Origin of the sequence: Dyadobacter fermentans DSM 18053 (assembly GCF_000023125.1) — a bacterium.
In the GTDB taxonomy this organism is placed as follows: domain Bacteria; phylum Bacteroidota; class Bacteroidia; order Cytophagales; family Spirosomataceae; genus Dyadobacter; species Dyadobacter fermentans.
In genome coordinates, this window is the sequence record NC_013037.1 from 1,744,600 (window position 1) to 1,758,768 (window position 14,169).

A 14,169-nucleotide genomic window follows, 5' to 3' on the forward strand; every position below is an offset into this window, starting at 1 on the left:
TATATTCAGCCCCGCATAACGCTATTTTTAAATGAAAGAAATTGCCAAAGAGGCCTGGAATTACACTTTGTCGGAGGAGCAGCCGGGGAGCTACGTCCTTTCGGTCGTGTGTGGCGGTGTGGGCATGTACGACTTTGCCATCCGGCTCACGCCCGCGCAGGCTGCGCGGTACGGGCAGGAAGGAATCGCCTACATTGCCGGTCTGGCCGCCGACGTTCGCCACGACCAGCGGCCTTTCGAGGCCCAGCGGGCTTAGTCCCACAGCGGCTTCCTGGGAAATTACAGGTTGATTAACAGACTGACAAAGGCCCTCGCGGGCCTTTTTTCTTTTTCCGTGCAACGTTACGGAAACTTGATCGTCATTGCGTTGCATTGAGATGCCCAGGCATCCCAGTGGACGCAAATCGAACAGTCGTTAAACAGCCATGTATGAAAACACCCCTACTCACCCTGGCCATTCTGGCCCTCACCATGCATTTTCTATCGGCGCAGCACGTGCGCATTTCGGGCCTGCTGATGGATTCCACGGCAGCTAAACCGATCGAATTTGCGACGGTCGCATTGATGAAAGACGGCAAAATCACCGAAGGCGTCACCGCCGATTCGAAGGGAAGGTTCGTGTTCGCCAAAGTTTCACCGGGCATTTACATTGTACAGGCCTCCCTCATGGGTTATACTACCAAAACCTTTGGTCCGGTTCATGCCGACAAGGGAGAGGATATCGAACTCGGTGTGATTAAACTGGTTGCCGCGGCGCAAGACTTGAAAGAAGTGACGGTTAGTGAGCAAAAAGCACTGTTCGAAGAGCGTTCGGACCGGATGGTTTATAATGCGGAGAAAGACATTAGCATCAAAGGCGGCGATGCGACGGACGTGCTCAGGAAAATCCCTTCCATAGCAGTCGATATCGAGGGCAATGTGCAGCTGCGCGGAAGCTCGAACATCAAAGTACTGATCAACAACAAGCCTTCCAACATCGTGGCACGCAGCGTTTCGGAAGCATTGAAACAGATTCCGGCCGACATTATCAAGCAAGTGGAAGTAATCACCTCACCTTCTGCCAAATACGACGCAGAAGGAACGGCGGGCATTATTAATATCATTACCAAAAAGAACACCCTGAAAGGCACGAACGGCTCCATCAGCCCCAATTTCGGACAATGGAACAATTGGCCCAATGCGACCATCAGTCACCGCGTGAAGGGGCTTACGCTCTCGGCCAACGGCGGGTTCAGCAACTGGAAAAATAAACGGTTTATCATGCAATCGCGCGCATTTACGAACGCGGATACGGTCACCAACCAGGAGCAATCGCAATGGGTGCGCGGCCGCGGGCAGAATGTGTACGGCACGTTTAATGCCGACTGGGATATCGATTCGCTCAACCGCATCGGCGCCGGGCTCAACTATTATAACGGCATCAATACCAACTGGTTCGATATTGTTTTCGAGGAAAGCAGCATGAGCGTGCCGGGCCAGTTTTTCAAGCGCAACATGAGGCGGACCTACGACTGGCAGGGCTCGACGATCAACCTCGACTATACGCGTTTGTTCAAAAAACCTAAAAAAGAGCTCACATTGCTCATGATGTACTCGTTCGAAGGCGAAGACAGCGATTACGACTCCGACCTGCTGAACCGCAGCAACAGCATTTACTACCGCGAAAAAAGCTACAACATCAGCAACAACAAGGAAGGAACAATCCAGCTCGATTTCACGAACCCGCTCGACAGCATCAGTACGCTCGAAACAGGCACGAAAACGATTTTCCGCAAAATCCTGAGCGACTACCGTATATCCAGCGCCATAGACGGCTCGGACGATTTCCGCGACATTCCCGAGCAGGCCAACGTGTTCGACTACGCCCAGCAAGTGACCTCCGCTTACCTCGTTTATAACCGCACGCCCAAAAAAGGATGGGGTATCAATCTCGGCGCGCGTTACGAGCACACATTCATCCAGGCCGACTTTCTCAATGGCGCCGCTTCATTTTCAAACAATTATGGCAATATCATCCCGAGTGTCAGCCTGTCGCGCAGCCTGAAAAAGAACCAGCAGATCCGCATGAGCTACACGCAGCGCATCCAGCGACCGCAGTTCTACTACCTCAATCCCTACGTGAACCAGGCCGATTCGAAAAACCAGTACGGCGGCAATCCCTACCTGAAACCAGAGCTAACGCATTCGGTAGAAGCGAATTACAGCGTTTCGATCAAACAAACGAGCATTAATGCTTCTTTCTTTTTACGCAAAACCAACAATGCGATCGAGAGCATCAGCACTGTGGACAGCGCCGGTGTGTTGCGGCAGATTTTCCAGAACGTCGCCGAGAATTCCGCCTACGGCCTCAACCTCAGCGCGAACACGAAGCTCATGAAGCAATGGACCGTCAACGGCTCGCTTAACGTATTTTACAATATCCTCGAAAGCGCCGAGCTCAAAACCCGCAATGCCGACTGGATGTACCGGATCAACCTCAATTCAACCATTGATTTCGGAAAGGGCATCAAGGCGCAGCTATTCGGGTTTTACAACTCACCGCGCGTGAACCTGCAAGGCAGTTACGGCGGTTTCGGGTTCTATAATATGGTGTTGCAAAAAGAGGTGCTCAAAAAGAAAGGAACCATCGGCTTCGGTTTCGACAACCCCTTCAACCGCACCATCAAGTGGCGGAATGAGTTTGTGGGCGCAAACTTCCTGCAAACGCAGGACATCGCCATGTACCGCCGCGGCTGGCGCCTGAACCTCAAATATGAGTTCGGGCAAATGTCGGGCAGCCAGCGACAAAAGAAACGGATCAGCAACGACGATAAAAAAGCAGGCGAAGGAAATAATTGATAATCAATACATTAAAGTTATATCACAATATTGAGGTCCGGATTTTCGAAAAAATCCGGACCTTTCTTTTGGAAACCATATGGTTTCATTTATATTTGGAAACCAAACGGTTTCCATTTTTCATTTTAACCCGTTTCTGTCAACCATGAACCAAATCCGTCGCGATGTTTTCCAGGCCATTTCCGACCCTACCCGTCGCGAGATCATCCATTTGCTAGCCCGCAAGACATTGAACCTGAACAATGTAGCCGACCATTTCCCGATCAGCCGTCCGGCCGTTGCGAAGCACATCCGCATCCTCACCGAATGCGGGCTGGTAAGCGTGGAAACCCGCGGCCGGGAGACATTCTGCCAGGCCGACCTGAAAGGGCTCAAAGAAGTTTCGGACTGGGCCAATACCTACAAAAAGTTCTGGACCGAGAAGCTCGATGCATTGGAACGCTATCTCGACGAAGACACCCCGGAAGAAAAACCTTGACAATCAACTCATTAAAAACCAGTTTCAACAATTATTTCTTTCAACTTAATCAATCAAACCATGGCTTTTGAACCATTTGTTTTAGAAAAAGTACTCAATGCCCCGCCAGCACGCATTTGGCGCGCGATCACCGACGCCGGCGAGATGAAAAACTGGTATTTCGACATTCCGGATTTCAAAGCGGAAACCGGGTTCGAATTCGAGTTTACAGCAGGCAGCGAGGACCGGGAATACCGCCACCTGTGCAAAGTCACGGAGGTGGAGCAAAACCGCAGGCTCAGCTACTCCTGGCGCTACGCCGACTACCCGGGTGACTCCGAGGTGAGTTTCGAACTCATTCCCGAGGGCGAAAAAACGCGCTTACGGCTCACGCACAAAGGCCTCCACACCTTCCCCAAAGATCATCCGGACTTCGCACCGGAAAGCTTCTCCGCTGGCTGGAACCACATTATTGGCAAAAGTCTGGCCGCATTTGTGGAGCAGGAAGGTTAGGCGGTGCGCCTGCCCGGCCACATCCCGGAGCGAACGTCGCTCAGGCTTCGCATGCGATTTCCAGATTGCTGAAAACACCGGCCAGGTGCGTCAGATACTGATTTTTATAGGCTTCGATGCGCTCCGGCGTCGCGTTCTTTTCGAGATCGTGGAAATGGAAGCTTTCGAGCGGCTCCATTCCGGTGAATGCGTTCATCCGGTGAAAACCGAACATCACGCCGTCGTCCACCGAATGCTCGCGGAAAAACTCGCCGGGCAATGTGAATGCGGTTTCGGGTGCGTTCCAGGTGGTGGTAAGCATATATTTCCGGCCGTGCAGCATGCCACCGGTGCCGTAGTTGATGGCCGGGTTGTCGTTTTTCCGGCCATCACTGCGGTAAATCCCCTTGCGGTGACCGGCCGTAAAGACGATGTCTATGTACTCCTTTAATTTATATGGCATGGAAAACCACCACACCGGCGTGTGGTATACGACTATGTCCGCCCAAACGAATTTTTGCACCTCCTCATCCGGATTATAGGGCCGATTAATATCGGTTACTTGCAATTGAAAGCCATTTCCAGCTGTAAAAAATGCCTGGTCTAGGCCCATGAGCGTGTGGTTGAATTTTCCTCCCGAATGCGCGAAATGCTGGCCGCCGTTAATGACAAATATCTTTTTCATAGTTGTATTTAAATTTGAACACCACAAATTTCCGGCGATTGAATGCATTATCAAAATAACTTAAATAGTACATTTGTATTATAAAACTTATAGATAGCTATGCAACTCAATCTGGAATGGCTGCGCACGTTCAAGGCGATATATGAAACCGGCACGCTCTCTGCGGCGGCGCAGGAGCTTTTCATCTCACAGCCGGGTGTAAGCCTGCATTTGAATTCGCTGGAAGCGTACACGGGCCACAAGCTGTTCGACCGCTCGCCCAGGAAAATGGTGCCTACCGAAAAGGGGAAGGTGCTGTATAACTTCGTGCTCGACCCGCTGCACAAGCTGGAAGCCGTGGAGCAGCATTTTCACAAAAGCTCCAAGTCCGAACGGGCGACTATCAGTGTGGGAATGTGCTTCGAGACATTCCAGTACACGCTTGAAGAGCATATTTCCACTTTGCCGTTCAACCTGATCATCAAATTTGGGGAATATCCGCAAATGCAGCAGGACCTCGACAACGGCCTGCTCGACCTGATCGTGACCCCGCACCAGGGCCAGCAGCAGAACCTGCAATACAAAGCATTCTCCAAAGAACGGATCGTGCTGATCGCCGGCAGCCGCACCGACACCGGCGCGCTCCAAGACCTGCTGCACCAGCCCCGGAAAACGGAAGCAGCCAACTGGCTCAAACAGCAAACCTGGTACAGTACGGCCGCCGATATGGAGCATTTGAAAAATTTCTGGCTCAAAAACTTCGACCAGCACCCCGATTTCCGCCCCAACTACATCGTACCCAACATTTGCTCGATCATCCGTTGCCTCAGCGACGGCGAGGGTTTCTCCATCGTGCCGCACTTCCTGTGCGTAGAGGCCATCGAGGCCGGCCAGATCGTGCTGGTTTGGGAAGGCACCACACCTATGGAGAACACGCTGTACTTCGGAACGCGCAAGAAGACCATTTACCAGCAGGAGATCGCACAATTGCAGGAACTGTTCATCAGCAAATGGAAAGCGCCGGCTGTGCTGTCCGTAGCCTGACGCGCATGCCCGGCGCGCGAGCGGAACTTGCGGCGCGTTTCCTGCACCACCGGCCCTACCCGCCCTTGGCCGTGTCTATTTCGGAGGCCGAAGTGTCCAGTTCAACCATTTTCTGATTCCCGCCGCCTCGCTGCGGCGCTAGTTTTGGGAAAAAACCAATCGAAATGGACACCCCAAAACGCAACCGATTCCGCTCCGCCGCTACCATCCTCGCCGGCGTTCTGTTTACCGGCTTCGCCGTGTTGCAGGCCAATAGCCCCAAAGTCGAAAACCCGCCGGTAACCTCCGAGTTTCACGGGCCCGAAGAAGTGACCCGCATCCTGAAACGCTCGTGCTACGATTGCCATTCCAATGAATCCAACCTGCGTTGGTACGACAAAATCGCTCCCTTTTCCTATAAAGTCGCTGCCGATGTGGAGGAAGCCCGCAAGCGCTTCAACTTTTCGGAATGGGACAGCATTCCCAAAGGCGAGCAGGAAGGCAAGCTCTGGTATATTGTGAATATGATCGACGCGGGCCGGATGCCGCTGCCTGCATATGCCGCCGCGCATCCGTCGGCCCGTGTGACGCCCGCCGAACTCACGATCCTGAAAAACTACGTGACCAACCTCTCCCGCGCACATCAGCCCGCAAGCGACACCGCGCGGATCGCCGGAAAGCAAAAGCCAACAACGGTTCCGACATCTGTCAACGGTATCCGTTACATCGACGACTACAAAAACTGGAAGGTGATCAGCACCACGGGCCGGCCCGACAATGGCACTTCCCGCATTATTTACGGCAACGACATCGCCGTGAAAGCCCTCGAACAGGACCAGATCCGCCCCTGGCCCGACGGTGCGGTGATCGTCAAGGTCGTTTGGAACAGTCAGGCACCGGACAAGGACGGCAACATCATGCCCGGCAGTTTCAACAACATTCAATTGATGGTGCGCGACGCCAAAAAGTTCACCGATACCGAAGGCTGGGGCTTTGCCAAATTCAATGGCCCCGAGTTGAAACCTCAGGGCCAGAAGGCCTCATTCGCGACGACCTGCATTAACTGCCACCAGCTCGCCAGCGAAACCGGTTTCGTATTCGACATTCCCACGCGCCCGGTCGCCAGGTAACCGGGCCCCGAAGCAGCCGCCATAGCCCGTCAGTTCATTAAACAACCAGATATTCTCATGAAAAACCGCATTATCACACTTATTATCAGCACATTCACTTTCGCAGCCTGCCATGAGCCCCGCAAGCTGGCGCCCGCTCCCGAAACCATTTTCGACGACCACGGCATGCACGTCATCACATCATTCTACAACGAGCGGACGCGGATCATTTTGGTGCTATACGGCAACGACGACGCCCTCGCACACGCCGGCGGGGAACAGGCCGCCCACATGCCGGGCGAGGTTTTCAAGCTCGTCACCTGGGACCTCAAATCCAACCCGCTGTGGTTTGGGAGCGATATCAACGGCGGACTGAAAACCATCGAAACAGTTACCGTGCGGCCCGGTGCATCCGGCCCGGCGATTAACTACACCATCGAAAACCGCAGCCCCGCGACCGGCAAAAGTGCGCCTTCGGACAATGCGGAGCGGATAAGTTTTATATTTGCCCAGCGGGCATCCGTTTTCCCGTAAACTCAAACCATAATGGCACAAAAGACATTCAGGGTTTCGGCGGTGATCGTGTGGCTGAGCTCCCTGTCGCTCGGCGTGCTTACCACCGTCCCGAAAATCGCTGAAAAGGACCCCAATGCATTCGAGGCGGTTACGAGCGCGCTCATTACCACCTCGTTCACATTGTTTGTGTGGTATTTCAATATCTACTCGCTGCCAAAGTTCACGAAGGAGCATTCCGCTACGGGCTTTTCGTACCCGCTGCTGTTCAGGAGCATAGCCATTGGCCTGATACTCATGTTCCTGATGGTGGGCGCGCAGAAACTGCTTATTCCTACCTTGGATTTCGGGCCGGTGGTGCTGATGTTCGAAGTGCGCGGGATCATGATCAACCTGATCTTCTACATGCTGCTGCACCTGCTCTACCAAACCCACCGGAACCAGCAGGTGGTCCTTGAACTCGAACGCAGCAAGGCCGACAACCTGGGTGCGCAGTACGAGCTGCTGAAACAGCAGGTGAACCCACATTTCCTGTTCAACAGCCTGAGCACCCTCAAATCCATGGTGGAGCTGGAAGACAAAAACAGCGTGGACTTTATTCTAAAACTATCTGATTTTTACCGGTTTACATTAGAAAACCGAAAACTCGACCTGATCACGCTCGCGGAAGAAACCGAGATCCTCGACGCGTATATGTACCTGCTGAAAGCCCGGTTCGAGGAAGGGATCGAGCTCGAATACCGGATTCCCGCGGAGGTTTACCACACCTGGATTCCCCCGTTTACATTGCAGCTGCTCGTCGAGAATTGCATTAAGCACAATGTCGTTTCCCTCGATTACCCGCTCCACATTAAAGTGTATGCGCAGGACGGCCTGTTAACGGTCGAAAACCCGCTCCGGCTCAAAAAGAACCCCGAGCACTCCACCGAAGTTGGTTTGGACAATATCAACCGGCGCTATTACCACCTGCTGAAACAGCACGTCGAGGTTGAAAATGACCAGCAATATTTCCGCGTCAAACTACCGCTTATCCATGAAAATCGTAATCATTGAAGACGAGATCAAAACCGCACGCTCGCTGGCGCAGCTGATTACCACGCTCCGGCCCGATGCGGAGATCGCCGCCACGATCCAAAGTGTGGAAAGGGCCATTTCCTACCTCACCGAAATGCCGCAGCCCGACCTGATCTTCATGGACATTCAGCTATCCGACGGTTTGTGTTTCGAAATTTTCGAATCGGTGAAAGTGGTGCCGCCGGTGATATTCTGCACAGCGTACGACCATTACGCGATCGAGGCATTTAAAGCCAATGGCATCGATTACCTGCTCAAACCTTTTAAAAAAGAGCACATCGAGGGCGCGCTGTCCAGGCTCGATCAGTTGAAAAGCTATTTTTCAAGCGAAAAACCGCTCATTCCCGACCTGGAAATGCTGCTGAAACGGCTCGCCGGGCCCGAAGGCAAAAAGTCCTTTCTCGTTTTTAAACAAAATAAATACATCACCATTAAAACCGACACGATCGCATTCTTCTACATTCACAATGAAACCACCTGGCTGCGGACGTTCGAAAACCAAGATTACACCATTTCGCAGCCGCTGGAAGACGTGCAGGCGACGGTCGCCGCAGCGCAGTTCTACCGGCTGAACCGGCAATACCTGGTCAATTTCGATGCGGTGAAAGAAGTGGAGCATTACTTTTCGCGGAAGCTGTACATCAAGCTGAGCGTCCCCACACCCGAGAAACTGCTGATCGGAAAAGAGAAAGTGAGCCATTTCCTCGGCTGGCTTGAAAACCGGTGAACAGGCATAAAAAATCCATTGACCATAATAAGGACAATGGATTTTTGACTACATAACTCAATAGCAATAACCGCACTATTCGTACCTGTTATTGATTGCTAAATATATTGTGAAGATCGGGGCAGTGGAATTAAAATGAGATTAAAATTGCCGCCCTGCGCCTCAGATCGTGATCGTTTCTCCGATTTCCGGCAGATGAAGCGTGAGCCCGGCTTCGCGGAACGCCGCTATCGCCTGCGCCTTATCCACTTTAATGAACCCGAAAGTATCGTAATGCACGCCGAGCACCTGCGTCACTTCGAGTAATTTGGCCGCTTCAATGGCATCCTCTATGCCCATCGTGAGCACATCGCCGATCGGCAATACCGCGAAATCGAGCCGCGCCCATTTCGGAACGAGCGTCATATCGAGCGTCAATGCGGTGTCGCCGCTGTAATAGAAGTTCCCGTCGGCTGTTTTGAATGCAAAACCTTCGGCTACGCCTGCATAGCTGCCGTCCTGGAAGCTGCTCGAATGCACGGCTGCGGTGCCTTTGGCCGTGCCGAAATCGAACGTCCATTTTCCGCCCGGGTTGAGCGGGTGCACGTTTTTCAAGCCCTGCGCACCAAAATGCGTGTACAGCTCCCAGCTCCCTACCACCATCGCGTCATTATGTCCGGCGATTCTCACCACGTCGTGCGAGTGGTCGAAATGTCCGTGCGATACGAAAATATAGTCGACCCGGATGTCGTCGGGATTAATGCCGCTGGCAAGTTCGTTGCCCGAAATGAAGGGATCGAACAGGATGGTTTTGCCGCCCGCGACGACGGAAAAACAGGAATGGCCATAATAGGTAATTTTCATTGTTCAGTTTTTGGCGTAAGTATACATTCCTCACATGAGCGATCAAAATGATCCCGCGGATAAAACACCAGTAAACGTATAACGACTGCTTAATCGTCCATTTCTATCATTTCGGGCACATCACTGTAAACTCACTCTAACACAACGCCTTGTAGAAAAAATTTTTTCGCAAAGTTTGTTGGTATGTAAAAGTATTTCTACATTTGTGTGATTTTACAAACCAGTACAATTCATCTATTTTAATTCTTTCATTTCTATGAAAAACAGAAGTACCCTCGTCTATTCACTGCTCGTGATGTTGATGGCCGGGATTTCCGGTCGGGTTGTGGCGCAGGACACTCAAACCGATAACCATCAGGTGACGGTAGTGGTGCCCGTGGTAGCGCTGCTGGACCTTGAAACTTCGGACACCGAGAATCTGACCGCCACTTTTACCAAGCCCGCTAACGACGAGGCCGGTAACAAAATCGTGGCCCCGACTGCCATTAGCACTACATGGCTCAATTACACAACGATCCAGGCCGGCACTACCACCAAGAAAGTGAATGTGAAAGCCAGTGGCGTAGTCGATGGCGTGGACATCCAGCTGGTAGCAGCCACCGCTTCCGCAACAGGCGCAGGCACCAAAGGCACCCCTGCGGGCACAATTACCCTGTCGACGACCGACCAAACGCTCATTTCGGGCATTGGAAGCGCCTACACGGCCTCAGGAGCGAGCAGCGGCCACCAGCTCACCTACTCGTTCGTAGCAGACGATGCTAATTACGCCAGCCTGCGTTCGGACGAGACAACGATCACCGTGACTTACACGCTGGCCGACAACTAAGCAACAATCCGATCAGCAGTAACAAACCAGACTCCACGCAACGCTCCGGCCGCCAGCGGTAGCCGCCCGGCCGGCAGCTTGCCCAGCTTGTTCCGAATGATGAAATGGATTGCCCTACTCAGCATGCTCCTGCTGACCGGAAACCTCCGGGCCGCAATAGCGATCCTGAACGGACTGACGCACCAACACAGCATTCCCACCGCCGCTACCAAGGTCCAGGGGATCATTAAGGTCAAAAATGAAGGTGGAAAAGAGGCTCGTATACTGGTATACCGTCAGGACCTCCTTTCGCAATGCGACCAGCAGGCGGCCTACCCCGAGGTGGGCAGCCACAACCGCTCTCTTGGGACGGCCCTGAAAACGAATATCGACGAACGGGTGATCGCCGCCAATGAGGAATACGACCTGCGCTACACGGTCGACGCCGATCCGAACCGCGCTGCCGGCACCTACTGGGAGGTGATCATGGTGGAAGTAGCCGACCCCGTGCGCGAAGAAGCGCACAAGGGCATTCAGGTGAGTTCCAAAGTACGTTACGCTATCCAGGTGATCGTGGACATCGGACCGGTGGAAGGGCCGGCGCTGTCCTATGAAAAGGTCGCCTATGAGAAAGTCTCCGCCGACCAGTCGGTTTTGAAAGTGGTGCTTAAAAACAACGGCACGTTCGCCGCACGCACGAATGTGATCCTTGAAATTTACGACGGCAAAGGCAACAAGCTGAAAACAACACAGCCCAACACGCGGATGATGTATCCCGGCCAATGCAACACTTTTGAAATCCCCGTGGCCGACGTGCCCAAAGGAAAATACGACTGCGTGATTATTGCCGACACGAAAAAAGATCTGTTCGGCTCGAACATTTCTTTACAGATTGAATAATCCTCCTCTTCCATTGTACCGGCTACTAGCCATATTGTTGCTCATCAGCGGCCTGGACGCTCACGCACAAGCACCCATGACCGTAAGCCTCACCAATGCACCGGGCACGATCGTTCCCGGCGGGCATGTCACACTGTTTTTTGAAGTTAAATCCTCCTCTTCATTGCCGGATTCGCTGCGGGAAGATATTGAGTTGCCCAACCAATGGCGGCTGCTTTCCCAGCGACGACCTGTGCGATCCGCGGCCGATCAGGCGGTACGCTACTTTTACGTGCTGGCCACACCTGCGGAATGCGCGCCGGGCGAATACCAGGTGGCCTTCCGGGTGCGGGCGGGCGCACAGCAGGTGGCGGCAAAAGCTCAGGTTACAATCCGCCAGATCCGCAGCCTCGGGCTGTTTTTAGTGGAAAAACCCGAATACATCCGCGAAGGCGACACCCTGCGCCTCACCTATCTCATCCGCAACACCGGCAACCATACCGAACATTTCTTCCTGAAAACCGAACAGGGCAAAGTCGAGAATGCCGCTGACAGCCTCACCCTGGAACCCGGCGCAGGCACCAATGTAACCGTGGCGCAGGTGATCCCCGCAACGGGTAACAATGCCTGGCAGGCATCGTCCAACCTTACACTGGTCATGACCGGCGACGCCGAACCCGTTTATTCGGTGACCAGCATTCCCGTTTTTTCTTCCAAATCCACCAAAATCGATCGCTATTTCCGCTTCCCGGTGGAAGTGGGCGGTGCGCATCTGTCTTATCGATATGGCGGTAAACACGTCTCCGCTTACCAGTACCAGGCCACCGGCCGGGGGTTTGTGGACCAGAAAGACCGGCATTATATCGACTTCACGCTCCGCGGTCCTAACCAGTTTGTATTTCCGGCCGTAGGCACTTACGACCAATATTCCCTGAATTATTCCTATCGCAAACGGCTTCATATTTCGGCGGGCGACTATGTATTGCAGCTCAACAACCTCATGGAATTTGGGCGCTTCGGGCGCGGGCTGCGTATCGAGCAGCAACTCTCCAAAGTGGCGTACACCGCCTTTTACCAGCGTGCGCGCTTCTTTATGAACCAGCGGGATGCGTTTGGGGGCAAGTTTTTGATTAAAATCAAAGAGACTTCCGACGTCGGCCTGCATTATGCTTCCAAAAATGTGGTATTTCAAAACCGCCGATTCTGGTCGCACATGGCGGGGCTTGCCGGGCACATTCACTCGAAGGAATTGAATGTTGAAACCGAGCTCAGTGCGGGCCAGGCTGTCGGCAAGACCGATTATGGCGCGTTTCTGCGTCTTCAAGTCACTAAAAAATGGCTTAGCCTTACCAGCAACGTCATTTATGCGGGGAAACACTTTTATGGCTTTTACAACAACAGCCGCTTGTTCAACAACAACATTGGTTTCAACATTACCCGCAAAATCACGATCGGGATAGGCAACAATTTTTCCGACGTCAACCCGAGCCTGGACGCCAACCTATACAGCGTGTCGCCGAAGGACCGCAGCTACACGGCCTACGCCTCGTACCAGCCCGACCAGCGCAACCGGTTCTTCCTTTTTTACGCCACCGTAGAGCGGAAAGACAGGCAGACACCCGCGGAATTCCATTACTCCGAGAATTTCAGCAATTTCTCCTACAATCTCACTTCCAAGAAGTTTACCGTCTTCTATCAGGGCCGTTACGGTTATTCCAAAAATCACCTGGCCGTGGACAACAATGGCCTGAACGAGTCGATTTCGAACCTGGTCCAGCCGGCCGTGCGCCTTTTTCCCTGGGCGTGGCTGGGCGGCTATTTCGAACACCAGCACACGAGCAAGTTTTCGAGCTCCGGGGTGGTCGAAAACCTTTTCTTTTATGGCGGCAATGCGCGCATTAATGTCAAACGGAACCTCTACGCGAACGTGTTGTACCGTAACAATTACGCGCCGGACGAATTGTATATGCGAAGAAGTTTTGTGGACGCGTCCGTCGTGCTCGATCTGCAACGGCATATGTTTTCGCTCTCCGGAGGCCGATCGCACATCCCGAACCTGACCAGCACCGACCAGAATACTTTGTTTTTCAACCTCCGGTACACCCTCCGCCTCAATGTCCCGTTGGGCAAAAAGAAAAACATCGGGACCGTGCGCGGCAGGCTCACGGGCGCAGGCTACCGCAAGCAGGGCAACCTCATCCAGCTGGGAAGCCACAAGTTCATGACCGACAGCACCGGCCTATTCAGTTTCGAAGGCGTGGCCCCCGACCGCTATTATCTCAGCATTACCCAACCCGGCGCAGACAACGAAGGCGTGGTACCGGCCATCAAAATGCCGATGCTCCTCGACGTACGCCCCGACAGCCTGCAAACGATAGAGATACCGCTCACGCGCACGGGCAACGTCACAGGTAGGATCGAGTTTTCGAAAGGCAAACAAAACGGCGTCGCGTCCGCATTGGCCGAAAAGCCCGTGGTGCTCATTAAACTGACCGGCGACGGCGGCAGCCACCTCACCGAACTGAACGGCAAGGGCGAGTTCTCATTCCGGGAAATGCAGCCGGGGAAATGGGCGATATCGGTGTTTATCCCGGGCGGCGAGGACCGTTTTGTGGTGGAAGACAGCCAACGCGAGCTGATGCTGGAAACAGACAAGACGCTCGATCTGCTATTCACGATCCGGCCAAATGAAAAGCGCATTCATTTTTCAGGAAAAAGCTTTGAAGTATCGGTTAAAAAATGAGG

14 protein-coding genes are annotated in these 14,169 nt (G+C 53.3%); 12 read left to right on the top strand and 2 right to left on the bottom strand.

The features are described from left to right. Nucleotides 1-31: 31 nt before the first annotated feature. The 4 genes from DFER_RS07225 (at nucleotide 32) to DFER_RS07240 (ending at nucleotide 3,808) form a co-directional block, all read left to right on the top strand. Nucleotides 32-256 (top strand): hypothetical protein, encoded by a 225-nt coding sequence (locus DFER_RS07225; protein ID WP_015810966.1) that lies wholly within the window; start codon nucleotides 32-34, stop codon nucleotides 254-256. Nucleotides 257-429: 173 nt separating this feature from the next. Continuing rightward, complete coding sequence (locus tag DFER_RS07230) at nucleotides 430-2,838, top strand: TonB-dependent receptor (protein ID WP_015810967.1); 2,409 nt, start codon at nucleotides 430-432, stop codon at nucleotides 2,836-2,838. 145 nt (nucleotides 2,839-2,983) lie between these two features. Continuing rightward, nucleotides 2,984-3,316 carry an ArsR/SmtB family transcription factor gene (locus DFER_RS07235; RefSeq protein WP_222837311.1) on the top strand — a complete coding sequence of 111 codons (333 nt, stop codon included), beginning with the start codon at nucleotides 2,984-2,986 and terminating at the stop codon, nucleotides 3,314-3,316. Nucleotides 3,317-3,376: 60 nt separating this feature from the next. Continuing rightward, entirely contained in the window at nucleotides 3,377-3,808 is a 432-nt protein-coding gene (locus tag DFER_RS07240; RefSeq protein WP_015810969.1) for an SRPBCC family protein, read from the top strand. A gap of 40 nt (nucleotides 3,809-3,848) precedes the next feature. On the opposite strand, the gene DFER_RS07245 is transcribed toward DFER_RS07240, so the two are convergent. Next, nucleotides 3,849-4,472: an NAD(P)H-dependent oxidoreductase gene (locus DFER_RS07245; RefSeq protein WP_015810970.1), complete on the bottom strand. Its 624-nt coding sequence runs from the start codon at nucleotides 4,470-4,472 to the stop codon at nucleotides 3,849-3,851. A 99-nt stretch (nucleotides 4,473-4,571) separates the two neighbouring features. On the opposite strand from DFER_RS07245, the gene DFER_RS07250 reads away from it, so the two are divergent. The 5 genes from DFER_RS07250 to DFER_RS07270 all read left to right on the top strand — a co-directional run bounded on the left by DFER_RS07250 (nucleotide 4,572) and on the right by DFER_RS07270 (nucleotide 8,897). Beyond that, complete coding sequence (locus tag DFER_RS07250; RefSeq protein ID WP_015810971.1) at nucleotides 4,572-5,495, top strand: LysR family transcriptional regulator; 924 nt, start codon at nucleotides 4,572-4,574, stop codon at nucleotides 5,493-5,495. 164 nt (nucleotides 5,496-5,659) lie between these two features. Beyond that, nucleotides 5,660-6,604: a heme-binding domain-containing protein gene (locus DFER_RS07255; RefSeq protein ID WP_015810972.1), complete on the top strand. Its 945-nt coding sequence runs from the start codon at nucleotides 5,660-5,662 to the stop codon at nucleotides 6,602-6,604. Between the two features lie 57 nt (nucleotides 6,605-6,661). Further along, complete coding sequence (locus tag DFER_RS07260) at nucleotides 6,662-7,117, top strand: hypothetical protein (protein WP_015810973.1); 456 nt, start codon at nucleotides 6,662-6,664, stop codon at nucleotides 7,115-7,117. Nucleotides 7,118-7,129: 12 nt separating this feature from the next. After that, nucleotides 7,130-8,149, top strand: a complete 1,020-nt coding sequence (locus DFER_RS07265; protein WP_015810974.1) for a sensor histidine kinase — start codon at nucleotides 7,130-7,132, stop codon at nucleotides 8,147-8,149. Further along, nucleotides 8,130-8,897, top strand: a complete 768-nt coding sequence (locus DFER_RS07270; protein WP_015810975.1) for a LytR/AlgR family response regulator transcription factor — start codon at nucleotides 8,130-8,132, stop codon at nucleotides 8,895-8,897. Before DFER_RS07265 ends, DFER_RS07270 begins: the two co-directional genes overlap by 20 nt. A gap of 162 nt (nucleotides 8,898-9,059) precedes the next feature. On the opposite strand, the gene DFER_RS07275 is transcribed toward DFER_RS07270, so the two are convergent. Beyond that, nucleotides 9,060-9,740 (bottom strand): metal-dependent hydrolase, encoded by a 681-nt coding sequence (locus DFER_RS07275; RefSeq protein WP_015810976.1) that lies wholly within the window; start codon nucleotides 9,738-9,740, stop codon nucleotides 9,060-9,062. A gap of 256 nt (nucleotides 9,741-9,996) precedes the next feature. Here DFER_RS07275 and DFER_RS07280 point away from each other — a divergent pair, with 256 nt between their 5' ends. From DFER_RS07280 to DFER_RS07290, 3 genes are all read left to right on the top strand, one after another. Further along, nucleotides 9,997-10,566 (top strand): hypothetical protein, encoded by a 570-nt coding sequence (locus DFER_RS07280; RefSeq protein WP_015810977.1) that lies wholly within the window; start codon nucleotides 9,997-9,999, stop codon nucleotides 10,564-10,566. A 96-nt stretch (nucleotides 10,567-10,662) separates the two neighbouring features. Next, the gene (locus DFER_RS07285; protein ID WP_015810978.1) at nucleotides 10,663-11,445 is read left to right on the top strand and encodes a hypothetical protein; all 783 of its coding nucleotides are present in this window, start codon (nucleotides 10,663-10,665) and stop codon (nucleotides 11,443-11,445) included. Nucleotides 11,446-11,458: 13 nt separating this feature from the next. Beyond that, nucleotides 11,459-14,167, top strand: coding sequence for a COG1470 family protein (locus DFER_RS07290; RefSeq protein ID WP_041734788.1), 2,709 nt, complete (start codon nucleotides 11,459-11,461; stop codon nucleotides 14,165-14,167). Nucleotides 14,168-14,169 lie beyond the last annotated feature (2 nt).